Here is a 13,790-nt window from a genome sequence, read left to right as displayed (position 1 = left end):
CGCGTTCGGCAGCATCCGCTCGTACCAGTCGGTCATCGCCTCGCTGACGTCCGCATGATTGCTGTACAGCATCGCGAAGTGGCTGTAGACGAGATCGAACTCGGGCAGCACGGCGCCGTCGAAGCCGTCCGGGTTGGTGCCGTAGGCGCCGGGAGGCACCTCGCTGTTCCCGATCATGGCCCCGTGGTAATACAGGGAGCGGATGTACCAGTTGGCCATGCCGAGGTCCGGAATGTCGACCTTCGACTTGCCCCAGAAGTCGTCCCACCAGGCCGCCGTAGCGCCGGCATGATTCGCGTATCCGCCGCCGACGGCAGTTTGGGCTTTGCTCGCAGCCGCAGCGACGGGATCGGCATCCTTCAGCGAAGAGCCGGGAGCGAAGTAGAAATAAGCCGGCTGCCCCGGTCCGACCGTTGCGGAGATCGTCCCGCCCGCCGTGTCGACGGACACGCCTTGCCCGCTAGCGGCGACGGCCAGCGTCATGCGCTCGGTCGTGCCCGCATAATCGTTTTTCGCGACCAGTCCGTCGGTCATCGAAGCGTAGGAGATGGCGTAGTTGTCGTAAATCGCGCCGTAACCGGAGGCGACGTCCGCATCCGCGTTGGTCGTCCGGCCGACCTGAAGCTTGAACGTATGGGACACGCTGTCCTCGACCTTCATGACCAGGACGCCGTCCGGATTGACGAACGCGGAGCGTCTGGAGTCGAAGGTCTGCGCGCCCGCCGTCAGGCGCAGCGCCGTCGTCATCAGACCGGTCCGCACGTCGACCGTCTGCTTCCAGGCGCTGCCGTCGATCGCGCCCGGGTCAGGACTCGCGGACGTCCCGTAGCCGCCGTTCAGCTGAAACGGCATCACGCGCTTCGTATCGGCATGCCACCAGTAGTCGTACAGAATGGCGGGGATGTGGGCGAAGTTGTGGTAGGTCGTATCCTTGCCCGGCGCATCCGGCTTGGTGAAGCCCGTCGGACCGGCAAAAAACGTCGTGCCCCCCGAGGCCGATGAGCGGGAATTCATAGTATCCGTAGTCGAGCCGCTCGGCCCCTTCCTTGACGAACTTGGCTCCGTTCACGAGCGAATCCCAGTCCCGGTCCCATTCGTTGACCTGGGTAACGCTTACATTATCGAACCGGACATGTCCGCCCGAAGAAGCCAGCCCCGCGACCGTGCCCTCTTCGGGAAAATCGTTGCGCTCCATCGCGAGCGTTCCGTTCACATAGAGCTTGACGTTCGTTCCGTTGGCCTCGGCCTTGACCGTATACCAGACGCCGGTGCCAAGCGCGAACGGCAGGCTGTACGAATGGCCGTTCACCCACATAACGATCGTCTGGTTGGCGGCGTCGAGCCGGACGGAATTGTGCGGCCCGCCGGCGCTGCGGCGCAGCAGGATCTCGGCCGAGCCCGCGGTGACGAACTTCACGTCGGCCTGGATGCGGATACGCGCCTGATCGAGCGATTGATTGACGTAGATCTGCCTGTCCGCGGCCGGATCGGACTGATCGAGCTCGCCCGAGACGATGCTCCAGGTTCCGCCTTGCGGCGTCCAGCCCGCCAGCGTGCCGCCGAACGCATCGGAGAACAAGCCGACGTCGGCGTTCGCTTCGGCGTGCCGCGCAGGCGCCGGCCACAGGACGCACGAGGCCAGCAACACGGCCATGGATAAAAACAATGCCCCCTTCTTCATCCAGGAAAACTTCGCGATCATTCGAATCCGCTCCTCATCATCGATAATAAAATCGTCAACTCGAAAATGAAACGATTCATTAACACCGAAAAGAAAAGACCGCGCGGTTTATGGATAATCCAAATGAACCTTCGCGGTCATGTCGGTCGAGCTGCGCACGATCAGCTTCGTATCGAACGCATGGTGCCGGGCCGGCTCGCCGCCTCTCTCCGAGCCGACGATCAGATCGACCGCGAGCGCGGTCATGGCCTCCGTCGGCAGGGACATCGTGCTGAGCTGCGGCGACATCAGTTGGGCGAGCGGCAGCTCGTCGTAGCCCATCACGGCGATGTCGTGCGGGATGCGCATCTGCAGCTCCTGCAAATACTTCATGACGCCGATCGCCAGCGTATCGTTGCCGCCGATGATCGCGGTCGGCAGCGGCCGCGTCTGCAGCGCCCGGTGCGCATAATGGTAGCCGTCCATGATGCGGTAGGAGGGACAATCGACGATGTACTCGGACCGCTCCTCCACGCCGTGATCGGCCAATGCCTGCCGGTATCCCCCCAGCCGCTGCCTGCTCGTCTCCAGCTCCGGCGCCGGGTTCATGTAGGCAATATGCCGGTGCCCGATCTGGAGCAGATGGCTTGCCGCCCGGTACATGCCCTCGAAGTCGTCGACGCCGACCGAGTGAATCGGCGAGTCCTCGAACTTGCGCTTGTAAGAGACGATGGGAATCTCCTCGGCCATGCGGGCGAGCTTGGCGATCGTGGCGTCGTCCCAGCCGTAGGTGGATACGATCAGCCCGTCCAGGTTGCGGTGCATCATCTGGGACAGCAGGTCCAGCGTGCCCTCGGACGACTGCTGCGTAATGCCCGAGAACAAGATCGGCGTGTAGCCGATCTGCTCGAGACGCTTGTTGATCCCGTCGTAGAACGGCAGAAAATAAGGCTCGTTGATCAAAGGCACGAAGATGCCGATCGTGCGGCTCGACTTGGCCCGCATGTTGCGCGCGTACAAGTTGGGATGATAGTTGAGCTCGGCGATCACCTTGAGGACGGCCGCCTTCGTTTTCCGGGACACGCCCTCGGTATTGTTGATGACCTTCGACACCGTACCGACGGAGACGCCCGCCCGTTCGGCGACGTCCTTGATTCTGACCATACGCGCAACTCCTCCATAAACGCAGGCCCAACTTGGACCGATAACGATTCATTATTCCGTAAGTGTAAACAACCGCTTTCCCGCTGTCAAAAGGTAATCCGTCAAAAATAGCGCGCGCGCCAGGCCGCAAGACCCTTCTGCTCCAACACCCCCCTTCGCCTCCTCGATCCGCCCGATCGTCGCTGCAATCGTCTCGTGCTTCAGCGCGCTCCCGTCGCCGCCGCGGAACGTGTAGGGAACGTCCGAGCGCTGCAGCAGTTGCATCCAACCGACGGCATTATCGAGCTCGGCCTCCAGCAGCGAAGCGATGCGGCGCACGACGGTGCCTGCCTCCGGCTCCTCCTGTCCGGCGCGCAGCCGATCTGCAAGGTAGCTGAGCTCCAAGTGATGGAGCCTGCACTTCACCATGTGCCCGAGCATGGCCACCGCTTCGCGCTGCAATCCGAAGCCGGCCCGCTTCGCCTCGCGCACGCGCGTCCCGCCGGCTTCAGCCGCCGCCCGATCCAGCCAATCCGCCGCCATCCGCAGCCGTTCGATGAGATCCAGTTGCATGCGCTTCGTGAAGTTCGTCTCGCCGTCGACGACCAGATAAAAAGAACGGCGGTTGCTCAGCCAGCTCGGCGTCGACCACGGCGTCTTGAAGAGATCGACGAAGCGCGCCCCCCAGTATTCCGCGTAAGGCGGCAGATTGCCGAAGCGCAGCACCCAGCTGAGCTCCCAGGGGATGAACTCGACGGCGCGGGCGGCGTACTCCCAGAACCGCCGGATGCGGCGTCCTTCTTCATCTGCGGCATAAGCCTCGGCCAGCGCATCCTCCACGCCGTCCCAAGGACGGTACGGGTCCCGCGCGACGAGCCGCATCGTCTCTTCGTTCACCGAAGCGTACTCCAGCGGGAAGCCGAAGTATTCCTTCATGCCGGTCACGCCGGGCACCCGGGCGAGCGCCTGAATCTGCTGGTAAACCAAGCGAGGGCTTGGATAACCGGCGATATTGCCCAGATCCTCGCCGGAGCCGCCGGCGAAGATCTCGCCGACGACCTTCCGCCCCTGATCGCTCGCGATCGCCGCGAGATTGCGGAACCACTGGTCCGTCTCGTTGACGAAGTACACCTCGTGCAGCGTCGAATGGAGCGCCAGCCCGATCGCCGGATCCAGCCGTTCCGTAATCCGGTAAGTCTGTGCGGCGGACAGCTCCCACGGCTCCCACCACAGCTCGAACCCCGGCTTCAGCGCCTGCAGGTCCTCGTGCAAGCCGTTCAGAAACGCCGGAATCCGCTCATCCGCCGGAATGCCCCGGCATCTGGGACAATCGCTGTCCTCGTCGCACACCTCGGCCAGCTCGTCGTACGTGTACACCTGCATGCCGTCCAGCTCCGGCATATGCGCCAGCAGGTCCGCGAACAGCTCCCGGTACAGCCGCCGCACCTCGGGACTGCGAACGCAGGCGACGGAGTCGCCCGGCGAGATCGTGCTGAGCGTGCTCCCTTTGAGCACGCCGTACGACTCGGGATAATTGGCAAAGTCAAAGTACCGGGGAATGCCGAACAGCGCGAATGCCTGAAGCCCCGCCGCTTTGACCGCATCGACTCTTGCGGCGAGACTCCTTCTATGCCGCTCCACCTCCTCCATGTCGCTCAGCAGCGGGAAGCTGGCGGATACAGCGACGTTTTCCAAATTGACCGCGTCGATCCACGGCCGGGACCAAGCGATATTGACGAACACCGTGTTGATATTCATCGTCTTCAGCTGTTCGATTTTTTCCGCGGTATGCTCCTGGTAGGGATCGCCGTAGAAGTTGGGGTTGCCGAGCATGCCGCATACGTTAGTGAATCTCAACCTTTAATCGCTCCTTCGACTACGCCTCGTATTAGATATCTGTTGGCCAAAAAAGAAAATGAAAATCATCGGCAGGATGCACAGCACGATCGCCGCGTAAATATAATCCCAGCGCGTGCCCTGCCCCAGCATCCGTCCGTAGAAGCCGTTCAGCGCCGGCATCAGCGTCTTGTACTCCGGTTGCGTCATGATCAAATCGGGCAGGACGAAGTCGTTCCAGATGCCGATCGACTGGAGCATGACGAGCGTGGTCGTCGTTGCGGCCGCGAGCGGCATAAAGATGCGGAAGTACGTCTGGAACAGCCCGCTGCCGTCCATTTTCGCCGCCTCCTCCAGCTCCCGCGGGATCGACCCGAAAAAGCCGGTGTACAAAAACAGGGACATCGGCATCCCCATGGCGCCGTATAGCAGGATCAGGGAAATATAGTTGTTCTTGAGGCCCAGGTCGCCGATCAGCTTGATCTGCGGCACCAGCATGGTGAACGTGGGCAGCACGATCCCGAAGACGAAAAACAAGTACACGAGATGGCTCCACTTGCCCGGACGCCTTGCGATGATAAAGGCCGCCATCGAGCCCGCCACGATGAGCACGAGCATGGAGAAAACGAGAATGATCGACGTGTTCAGCAGCGACCGGAAATAATGGAGCTTGTCGAACGCGACGATATAATTGCCGAAGTACAGGCGGCGGGGCAGCTCGATCGGCGACCGGAAAAAGTCGGGCAGCCGCTTGAACGAGTTGGAGACGATCGAGAAGATCGGGTACAGCTCCATCGCCGTCAGCAGCATGAGCAGGAAGGTGACGATCCCGCCTCTGACGGCTGCGGGAGACAAGCGTCTGCGGGCTCTAATCATTGGTCTCGCGCTCCCTCCTTCGCAGCATCGTGTTGGTCGTCCCGACGAGCGCGAAGACGAAGAGGGTGACGACGACGCCCATCGCGCAGCCGAGTCCGACCTTGTAGGAGGAGACGGAGTAATCGAGAATGGCGATGTTGATGACGCGGGTCGTCGTGCCCGGACCGCCCTGGGTCAGGATGGCGATCATGTCGTACTGCTTGAGCGAGTTGATCAGCAGCAGCGTCATATTGATGGAGAAGGCGGGCGCCACCATCCGCCAGGTGACCGTGAACGTCTTGCGCCAGTAACCCGCTCCGTCGATCTCGGCCGATTCGTACAGCTCCTTCGGGATGATCTGCATGTTGGCCAGGTAGATGAGCGCGGTGTAGCCGACGGAGTTCCACACGCCGGTCAGCACGACCACGACCATCGTCAGCGCCGGATTGCCCAGCCAGTTCTGCGCCAGGCCGTCCATGCCGAACAAATACAGAAAAGCGTTAAGCGTGCCCATGTTGCCTTCCTGCGCATCCAGCACCGGCGAATAGATCTCGATGAACACGAAGCCGACGATAATGCCGGCGATCAGCATGGGCAGGAAAAAGGACACCCGCATCGTGCTCGTGAAGCGAGACTTGCGGTTGAGCGCCAGCGCGAGGAGAAAACCCGCGACGTTCATAAAGATCGTGTTGAGCAGCGCGTAATACAGGGTGACCGGTATGGTGGAAAAGATGTCGCGGGTGCGGAACATCTTCGCATAGTTGTCGAAGCCGACGAAATGAAAGGTTTTGGAGATGCCGTTCCAGTCGGTGAACGAATAGAAGAGCGACGTCCCGCTGGGATAGACAAAAAAAGACCGTAAAGATAAGAAAGGCCGGCAAAAGAAAGAGCAGCTCTACGATTTTTTCTTTGCGGTTGTGGCGCGTTCTTGTGCCCATCCTGAATCTTCCTTTGCAAGCGTGATGGAAAAAAGCGCGCGCGGGCCGGAATCGGACGCGAAGCCGGACTGCGCGCGCAGAGGGCGGGAGCGGGTTACTTTTGCGCGTCGCTCATCCAGGCGGTTTGCAGGTTCTGCAGCTCGGCGTTCAGCACCTTCAGCTTGGCGTCCGCATCCTTCTTTTCCAGCATGACGTTGCCGAGATTTTTGAGATTGTTCTGCACTTCCATCGGCCAGGTCATGAAGCCATAGGTAGGCGCGGCGTTCATATAATTCGACAAGGTGGCGAGGATCGGATCGACCTCCGCCTTCACGTTCTGCTTGGCCGACAGGCTGTTGATAGCGGCGCAGATCTTGGCGTTGTTCTCGTCGTTCATCAGGTAATTCAGAAATTTCACGGCGGCTTCTTTCTTGGCGCCGGCCGCATTCGCGCTCATCGCGAACGCTTCGCCCGCCGCCGCCAGCACGGAGCCCTTGCCGTCCTGCGCCGGGAACGGGAACATGCCGACATTGATCTTCTTGCCGTCCGCCAGCTGGTTCAGCACGGGAATATCCCAGCCGCCCAGCTCCATGATTCCCGCCTGCCCATCGATAAATTGCAGGACGGCCTTGGACATTCTGTCCGTGCTCAGCATCGTGCTGCCGTTCACGTAGCCTTTGTCGGGCCAGTCGATCAGCATGCGCTTGAAGAGGTTGGTGAAGGCCTCGTTGTTGAATTTTTCCTCGCCTACGCTGACCTTGGCGTCGAAGTCGGGCTGCTTGGCGTAGACGTCGGTGACGGCCTGCAAGGAAGCGATGTTGAGCAGGAAGTCTGCGCCGTTAATGAAAGGCGTCTTGATGCCTGGATCGTCCTTCAGCGTCTGCAGAATATGCTCGAAGTCGGCGTAATTCTGCGGCGGCTGCAGGCCCAGGCGGTCGAACACGTCCTTGTTGTAGGCGAGCGCCATGATCGCCGTATTGACCGGCGCCAGCACCAGCTTGCCGTCGTAGGTGGAGATCTTCTTCGCAGTATCGTTGATCTCGCCTGCCCAAGGCAGGTCGGACAGGTCGGCCAACACGCCGCTGTCGTAGTACGGGTTGACCGATGCGCCCGGCCATACCGTGAAGATCTCGGGGGTATCGTTGGACTGGATGCGCTGGGTCAGGTCCGTGTAGTGGTTGGCGACCGACGACAGGTTTACCTTCACGTGGATGCCGGGGTTTTCTTGCTCGAAATTTTTGGCGATCTCCTTGATCGTATCGTCCGCGTTGGACCAGAAATGCATCACGGTGATGTCGGCTTCGATCGGCGCTTCGCTCGGGTTTGCGCTGCCACCGGCAGACGGAGCCGCGCTCGAGGCGTGGGCGGAGGAGCTGGCGCCGGCGTTGCCGTTGCCGTTGTTCGAGCCGCTGCATGCGGCGAGCGACAGCGACAATAGAGCGGTCAATACGAAAAAGGCGGTCGAACGTGTTTTTCTCATTTTCGATTCCCCCCGTGGATTTAAAATGGTTGTTCCTTGTGGGCGGGTGCCGAACACGCTCCGGGCCAAAAGCGGAAGAAATTCCGCTATGGCGGGCAACACGCCAATCTCTGGGCCATTAGCGGAAGAGAGGTGGATCCGTAACCGCTTACACTTCACCGGAAAATGGTGAAACGATTCATTTTTTTCCAATACGCTGCTCTTGTTTAAAGATGCGAGCGACTCGCCAAGATGTGAACATACTAGCATCGGCCCTCGATGCCTGTCAATCGATTTTATGAATCGGTTCACTACCGAGGCAGACCTGCTCCCGCATCACCCCCGCTTCGATCCAGACGCTCTTGGTCTCGCCGGGCGCCAGCGTCAACGCTTCGCCTGCGGCAGCCGCCTCCGCCACGTTGCTATGGCTTCGCTTGGGGAACAGACAGACGATCTGGCCGTCCCCGAACGTCTCCGACGGTCCGATATCGAACGCCCGCCAGAGCAGCAGGTCGGGGAAGGTCGCGCCGTCCCACGATAGCCTGAAGGATAAGCCGCTCGCCGTATTCCGCACTGTCGCCTCGCTCGCTGCCAAGCGGCGCAGAAGGATCTGCCTGTTCTCCCTCGAAGTCCCGTACGGCGGCACGAGGCGCAGATCCTCCGGCCCTTCCGGTCCTTGCAGGTAAGGCCATGCGCCCGTCTTGCGGCCGTCCCTCCAGATCTCGCACGGCGGCAGGTCAATGACGCAGCTCTCGTCCAGAAACGGACGCCCCAGATTCGGATGATGGCCCCACGTAAAATCGACGGTCTCATCGCCGGTATTCAAAACTGTCTCGTCGATCCTAACGACGGAGCAGCCGCTCCGCAGGGAGACCGTCCGGATCAGTCGAAGCGGCAGCTCCCGGCTCTGTACGGCGCATACCGCCCGAATCTCCTCGACAGCGCCCGCGTCATCGCCAGCGCCAATACGCTCGATGCGATATTCCCAAGGCAGCTGCCAAACGTCGCCGTACCCGGACAGCGCTCGGCCGCGGTGCGTGCAGCCGCTCCAAGCGTTCGGGAACGCCTCGATCCAGCCTCCGACATAGCGAACGCTGCCTGCCGCATTCGGCGCCGAGAGCGCATCCAGCCCGGCGGGCGATCGCCAGAGCAGCTCGGTGCCGCTCGCCAGGTGGATCAGGCTCACGATATCCGCGCCTTTGCCCGGGACGATCGTAACCGACAGCCGATCGTTCGCGAGCGTGACGACCGCGCTGCCGTGAATCCGAGTCGCGCGCGCCTCCATTACCATCGTTGATCGAACGTCTCCAGCTTCACCGGATTGTCATAGCGGTAAGGCTGCTGCAGATTCAGCCGGACCCAGGTCTCGGGGTCCGCGGCGAACCGTTCCCTGACCTCTCGCATCTCCTCGTCGCCGTCCTGATTGGCCAGATCTTCGTCGAGCAGGCGTCCGAGTCGTTCGCAGGCTTTTCCGTATTTCTCGCGATCCCCTTGCTTCAGCGCTACCCGCACGTCGTAGGCGGCGATCGTCTCAAGATAATGCAGCGACGATCCGCGGAGCGAAGACGCCAGCTTGTTCAGGTCCGCGATCTGGTCGCGGACGTCGTCCGCCTTCTCTACGCCTTTGTCCAGCGCGCGCTCCAACAGCTTCACGGCCTCACGGAAATAATTCGCAGCCTCGCCCATTCGCAGCCCCAGGTCTTCGAGCATCCACGGGTGGATCGCCGTCGCATGCGTTATCATGTAAAAGGCGCGTCGGTTGGCTTCCCAGGCGGGCGTATCCCAGTGCCAGGCGGGTACGGTCGCGGCATCCCAGTCGTGCTTGGCCGGCTTGTGCGTCAGGTTGCAGAAGCTGTAGCTTGCGTCGAAAGGGATGTACCTCACGGCCCTCGAGGATAGATTCCAGGCCGCCAGCAGTTCATCCGTCGCGTTCGGCCCGTATCCGGCAGCCACCGCGGCAAGCAGATCCGACAGCGGAGCCTCGGGATTTTTCACGTACTCCCTGAACAGGTCGGTGTTGACCGACATCCTGGACACCGCGATGCCGAAGTGCTCCCTGATGCCGACCACGCCGTCAATCCCGCGGAACGCTTCGGCCTGCTCGTAGACCAGCTCCGGACAAGGCAGCTTCTGCACCGAATGGCAGCCGATCTGGCAGCCGGTGAACTGTATTTCCCCGATGACCGGGATGCCTCGCTCGGCCGCGATGCGAATCGTGTTGCGCACCCACAGATCCGAGTTGTTGGTCGGATACGTCTCCGCGATCGAATTGTTGATGATAATGCCAAAGCGTTCGGGACGAACCGCCTGCATGATCCGATAGGTCTGGCCCGCCGAGATCTCCCAGGGCTGCCACCAGAGCCGCGCCTCTTCCCTGCCCTGCTGAAGCGCGTCCTGCATCGCGTTCAGGAAGTGCGGCAAGCCGTTCGTGCAACGGTACGCCGGCGCACAGCGGGCAATCGCCGAATTCGCTGCACAGCCAAGAATCCTGGTCAAAGGTGTAAATCATCACGTCGGCGATCTCGGGAAACTCCCGCAAAAACGCGATCAGCCGCTCCGTATAATTGGCGATGACCTGCGAGTCCTGGATGCACGCCGGCGTGATGACGGAGTAGCCTTCCTTGACGTTCCTCAGCTGCGGAACGCCGAAGTGAGGCATAACGCGCATCCCGTGATTCTTCGCCTGTGCGATGCGGAACCGGAACTGCGCCCGCTTTTCGTCGTCGATGTCCTCCATGTTCAGCACTTCGCCGCCGGGACGGCCTCCCCAGCCCAGATTCAGCTGAAGCAGATTGATGCCGAGCCCTTGCAGGGCCGCCATCTGCTCGTCGTTCCACTCGTTCTCCAGCGCTTCCGGATTGCCGACGATCCCGCCGATACAGTCGAGCTTGTTTTTACGCATCGCTTGCCGCGCCTCCCTTCGTCGCCGACCCGACTGTCGCCGGCGCTCCGAACACCCGCTTGATCGCTTCCAGATACGCATGGCCGTACTCGGTATCCGGCAGCAGGTAGCTGCCCTCGGTCCATTCGTTCCAGGCGTTCACGTAGACGATCTTGTGCGCGTACGGCTGGCGCAGAGCAAAGTCCCGCGCCAGCCGGGCGGCCCGCTCGAAATTCTCCGGCGTGTTGTTCTCCACGACCGGGTACCAAGGGTAGCCCTCCATGATCGCGCCTGCACCCGCGAATGGCTCTCCCCGGGGCGAGGAGTCCCACCCTTGCGTCAGGATCGGATAGTACGGAATGCGCAGCTTGCCCGCCATCTTTTCCCAATGCGCCTCCGCCCTCGGCAAGCTGTCCGCGAAGTTCTGCCGCTTTGGCGCGCGGGGATCGAACACGTTTTCCGGATCGCCGATGTTCGCGCCGTACTTCTCGTCCCAGATCGTCTGATAGTTCGTCGCGCTGGCGATGCCGAGCTCCTCCAGCCGATCTTCCGCCTCGTGGTAAAAGCCCATGACATTCCAGTGCAAGCCTGGCAGTCCGGCGCGGCTCATCCTCTCATCGAACCGGTCCAGCAGCCGCTTGGCGCCTTCGATGCCGATCTTGCCGACCATGTCGTTCAGATCGAAGATCGAGACGACGGGCTTGCCCTCGATCGTCCAAATGCGCGGATGGCTCAAGTACTTCTCGATCCACTCGTCGACAAGCCCCTCCATCGCCTTGTCGTCGTATTCGCTCGGGAAGATCATCGCTTTTTCCTTGGAACGCGGCATGGGGAAAATATGCTTCCAGTCGTGATTGGCCCACATGATGCCGAACTTCATGCGATGGTTATTGGAGGCGCGCAGGAGCGCTTCGTCCAGCGGACGGTTCAGGTAAGGGCCGCCTTCGTACCAGTACCAGTCGACATGGAAAACGGTAATCCCGTAATCGGCCGCGAGGTCGATCTGGCGCTCGGCGTATTCGACGCTCGCCTCGTCGAAGCGGCCCCAGGCCGGAACCCTGGGCTGACGATGGCCCTCGTACAACGGACGGGCTTTTTCGACCAGCTCCCATTCCGTCCAGCCTTTGCCGTGCAGCTTTTCGTTACGGGGATCGACGTGCCAGCTTGGAAAATAAATGGCCGCCACGTCGAACCGCGCGTTTCGGTCGCTCATTCAAACAACCCCTTGAATCTTCGTTTTTGAAAATGAACCGATTCATTATTTACATAAAAAAAATATTCTCCGAATAGCGATGAACAGAATAAATAATGAACCGTTTCACATTGATCTTATCACCCGTCCGCCAAGGTGTCAACGCTTTCATTTATACGCGCTTTCCGTTCATTTAGAACTTGCCGGCGGCGCCCTTAAGCGCCGCCGGCGCGATCCTCTCCCGCCTCCCCCGAACGTGGCCGAGTCGAAAAACACCAGCTCGCGGTCGCTTCCGAACTTGCCTGCATACCTCGCCTGCTCGAGCATGATCGCTTCGGGGCTCATTCCCGGCGTATAAATGCCTATTGCAATGCGTCTTAGCGCCGACTCCCGGACGGCCTGGACGATATGCTCGTCCCCGTCGAACGACAGGCCGAATACCGTGAGCCCGCCGGACTGGCGCTTCAGGCTGTCGTAACAAAACGAGAGGTACTCGTTTTCCAAAATGCGCGACATCTTGTGGCGGCTCAGCCCTTCGGATACGAAAAGCGGCACCGCGTCCCCGCTCCGGTACAGCTGGTCGAGCGTGCGCGGCAGCGTGAGGTGGCGGCTCTCGGCCACGATCTTGCGCGTGCGCTTGTCCTCCGTGTACAGGTGCAGCGCGCCGTGCAGGAAATGAAGCGGAATGCGCTCCAGGTACTTCTCCGGCACCTCGGACGAGAAGAGGCAGTCGAAGAAGTAATCCTTGAAGGAAGACGGCGCGGTCATGATGGCCCAGTACGGAATCAGGTCGTAGGAAGTGGTGAAAATCGCCTTGAACCGGGCAAGCTGCACGCCCAGCTCGGCGAGTCTGCCATGCCTGCGGCCCTCCGCAGCCTGCGCGCCTGCGGGCGTGTCGATGTCCGTCTTCTCGGGATGCACCTGCTGCACGACCCGGACGAGCGCGTGCCGGATATCCGCGTAGAGGTCCGGCAGTCTGCCGCTGGCGTTGCCCACGAGCCCGTTCAGGCTGATCGCCTGGTTGATCTCGCGCAGCGCCAGTTCGAAGTTGGTCGTGCCGAGCGCCCGGAAGATCGCGGACACGGTCTCCTCCATGAATGGCGTCGCGGCCTGGAAGAGCGAGCCGTAGCTGAACCGCGGCGAATAGGAGATCGACAGCCCGTTGCCCGCCAGCAGCCCATCTGTATGCGCTTCCTGGATATCCCGATAAGCATACATCTCGTAGCGAAAAGACATATGGCGCCTCCCCCCGGCATCCTCGGAATCTAGGTTCCCGGCGATGCCGGGCTTCGATTCGAGTATACCAGACAGGGAGACGCCATGCTTTCCGGACGATCACGCATAGATGCCCGCATGTGCTTTCCATCGGCAGCATTTCGCATCCTCAGCCGCGCCAATGCCCGCATGTGCTTTCCCTCGACAGCACTTCGCATCCTCGGCCGCGCCTACGCCCGCATGTGCTTTCCCTCGACAGCACTTCGCATCCTCCGCCGCGCCTACGCCCGCGTGTGCTTTCCCTCGACAGCACTTCGCATCCTCAGCCGCGCCTACACCCGCATGTGCTTTCCATCGGCAGCACTTCGCATCCTCAGCCGCGCCTACTCCCGCATGTGCTTTCCATCGACAGCACTTCGCATCCTCCGCCGCGCCTACTCCCGCATGTGCTTTCCATCGACAGCACTTCGCATCCTCAGCCGCGCCTACTCCCGCATGTGCTTTCCCTCGACAGCACTTCGCATCCTCAGCCGCGCCTACGCCCGCATGTGCTTTCCCTCGACAGCACTTCGCATCCTCCGCCGCGCCTACGCCCGCATGTGCTTTCCCTCGGCAGCACTTCGCATCCTCAG

At 61.3% G+C, this 13,790-nt stretch carries 10 protein-coding genes; all 10 read right to left on the bottom strand.

Annotated elements, in window-relative coordinates; translation table 11 throughout:
• Nucleotides 1-805: 805 nt before the first annotated feature.
• The 10 genes from OMP40_RS09330 to OMP40_RS09285 all read right to left on the bottom strand — a co-directional run bounded on the left by OMP40_RS09330 (nucleotide 806) and on the right by OMP40_RS09285 (nucleotide 13,179).
• Nucleotides 806-1,702, bottom strand: a complete 897-nt coding sequence (locus OMP40_RS09330) for a family 16 glycoside hydrolase (protein WP_277530875.1) — start codon at nucleotides 1,700-1,702, stop codon at nucleotides 806-808.
• A gap of 87 nt (nucleotides 1,703-1,789) precedes the next feature.
• A complete protein-coding gene (locus OMP40_RS09325) occupies nucleotides 1,790-2,824 on the bottom strand; it encodes a LacI family DNA-binding transcriptional regulator (protein ID WP_277530873.1) in 1,035 nt (344 codons plus the stop codon).
• 51 nt (nucleotides 2,825-2,875) lie between these two features.
• Nucleotides 2,876-4,660 (bottom strand): hypothetical protein, encoded by a 1,785-nt coding sequence (locus tag OMP40_RS09320; RefSeq protein WP_277530872.1) that lies wholly within the window; start codon nucleotides 4,658-4,660, stop codon nucleotides 2,876-2,878.
• 3 nt (nucleotides 4,661-4,663) lie between these two features.
• Entirely contained in the window at nucleotides 4,664-5,515 is an 852-nt protein-coding gene (locus tag OMP40_RS09315) for a carbohydrate ABC transporter permease (protein ID WP_277530870.1), read from the bottom strand.
• Entirely contained in the window at nucleotides 5,508-6,245 is a 738-nt protein-coding gene (locus tag OMP40_RS09310) for a carbohydrate ABC transporter permease (protein WP_277530868.1), read from the bottom strand. The genes OMP40_RS09315 and OMP40_RS09310 overlap by 8 nt, the downstream gene beginning before the upstream one ends.
• A gap of 281 nt (nucleotides 6,246-6,526) precedes the next feature.
• Nucleotides 6,527-7,891 carry an ABC transporter substrate-binding protein gene (locus OMP40_RS09305; protein WP_277530866.1) on the bottom strand — a complete coding sequence of 455 codons (1,365 nt, stop codon included), beginning with the start codon at nucleotides 7,889-7,891 and terminating at the stop codon, nucleotides 6,527-6,529.
• A 265-nt stretch (nucleotides 7,892-8,156) separates the two neighbouring features.
• Entirely contained in the window at nucleotides 8,157-9,161 is a 1,005-nt protein-coding gene (locus OMP40_RS09300) for a DUF4432 family protein (RefSeq protein ID WP_277530864.1), read from the bottom strand.
• Nucleotides 9,155-10,096: a hypothetical protein gene (locus OMP40_RS09295; RefSeq protein ID WP_277530862.1), complete on the bottom strand. Its 942-nt coding sequence runs from the start codon at nucleotides 10,094-10,096 to the stop codon at nucleotides 9,155-9,157. The genes OMP40_RS09300 and OMP40_RS09295 overlap by 7 nt, the downstream gene beginning before the upstream one ends.
• Nucleotides 10,097-10,764: 668 nt before the next feature.
• Nucleotides 10,765-11,964, bottom strand: coding sequence for a glycosyltransferase WbsX family protein (locus tag OMP40_RS09290; protein WP_277530860.1), 1,200 nt, complete (start codon nucleotides 11,962-11,964; stop codon nucleotides 10,765-10,767).
• Nucleotides 11,965-12,132: 168 nt separating this feature from the next.
• Nucleotides 12,133-13,179: a DUF4917 family protein gene (locus tag OMP40_RS09285; protein ID WP_277530859.1), complete on the bottom strand. Its 1,047-nt coding sequence runs from the start codon at nucleotides 13,177-13,179 to the stop codon at nucleotides 12,133-12,135.
• Nucleotides 13,180-13,790 lie beyond the last annotated feature (611 nt).

Origin of the sequence: Cohnella rhizosphaerae, from assembly GCF_029525575.1 — a bacterium.
GTDB lineage: Bacteria > Bacillota > Bacilli > Paenibacillales > Paenibacillaceae > Cohnella > Cohnella rhizosphaerae.
Note: the sequence above shows the minus strand (reverse complement) of the source record. Positions and strands in the feature narration are given on the sequence as shown.

Excerpts from the sequence above, each read along its gene's own strand:
- OMP40_RS09290 (WP_277530860.1), bottom strand. The coding sequence starts at position 11,964 with ATGAGCGACCGAAACGCGCGGTTCGACGTGGCGGCCATTTATTTTCCA.
- OMP40_RS09325 (WP_277530873.1), bottom strand. The coding sequence starts at position 2,824 with ATGGTCAGAATCAAGGACGTCGCCGAACGGGCGGGCGTCTCCGTCGGT.
- OMP40_RS09300 (WP_277530864.1), bottom strand. The coding sequence starts at position 9,161 with ATGGTAATGGAGGCGCGCGCGACTCGGATTCACGGCAGCGCGGTCGTC.
- OMP40_RS09305 (WP_277530866.1), bottom strand. The coding sequence starts at position 7,891 with ATGAGAAAAACACGTTCGACCGCCTTTTTCGTATTGACCGCTCTATTG.
- OMP40_RS09285 (WP_277530859.1), bottom strand. The coding sequence starts at position 13,179 with ATGTCTTTTCGCTACGAGATGTATGCTTATCGGGATATCCAGGAAGCG.
- OMP40_RS09330 (WP_277530875.1), bottom strand. The coding sequence starts at position 1,702 with ATGATCGCGAAGTTTTCCTGGATGAAGAAGGGGGCATTGTTTTTATCC.
- OMP40_RS09315 (WP_277530870.1), bottom strand. The coding sequence starts at position 5,515 with ATGATTAGAGCCCGCAGACGCTTGTCTCCCGCAGCCGTCAGAGGCGGG.
- OMP40_RS09310 (WP_277530868.1), bottom strand. The coding sequence starts at position 6,245 with ATGTTCCGCACCCGCGACATCTTTTCCACCATACCGGTCACCCTGTAT.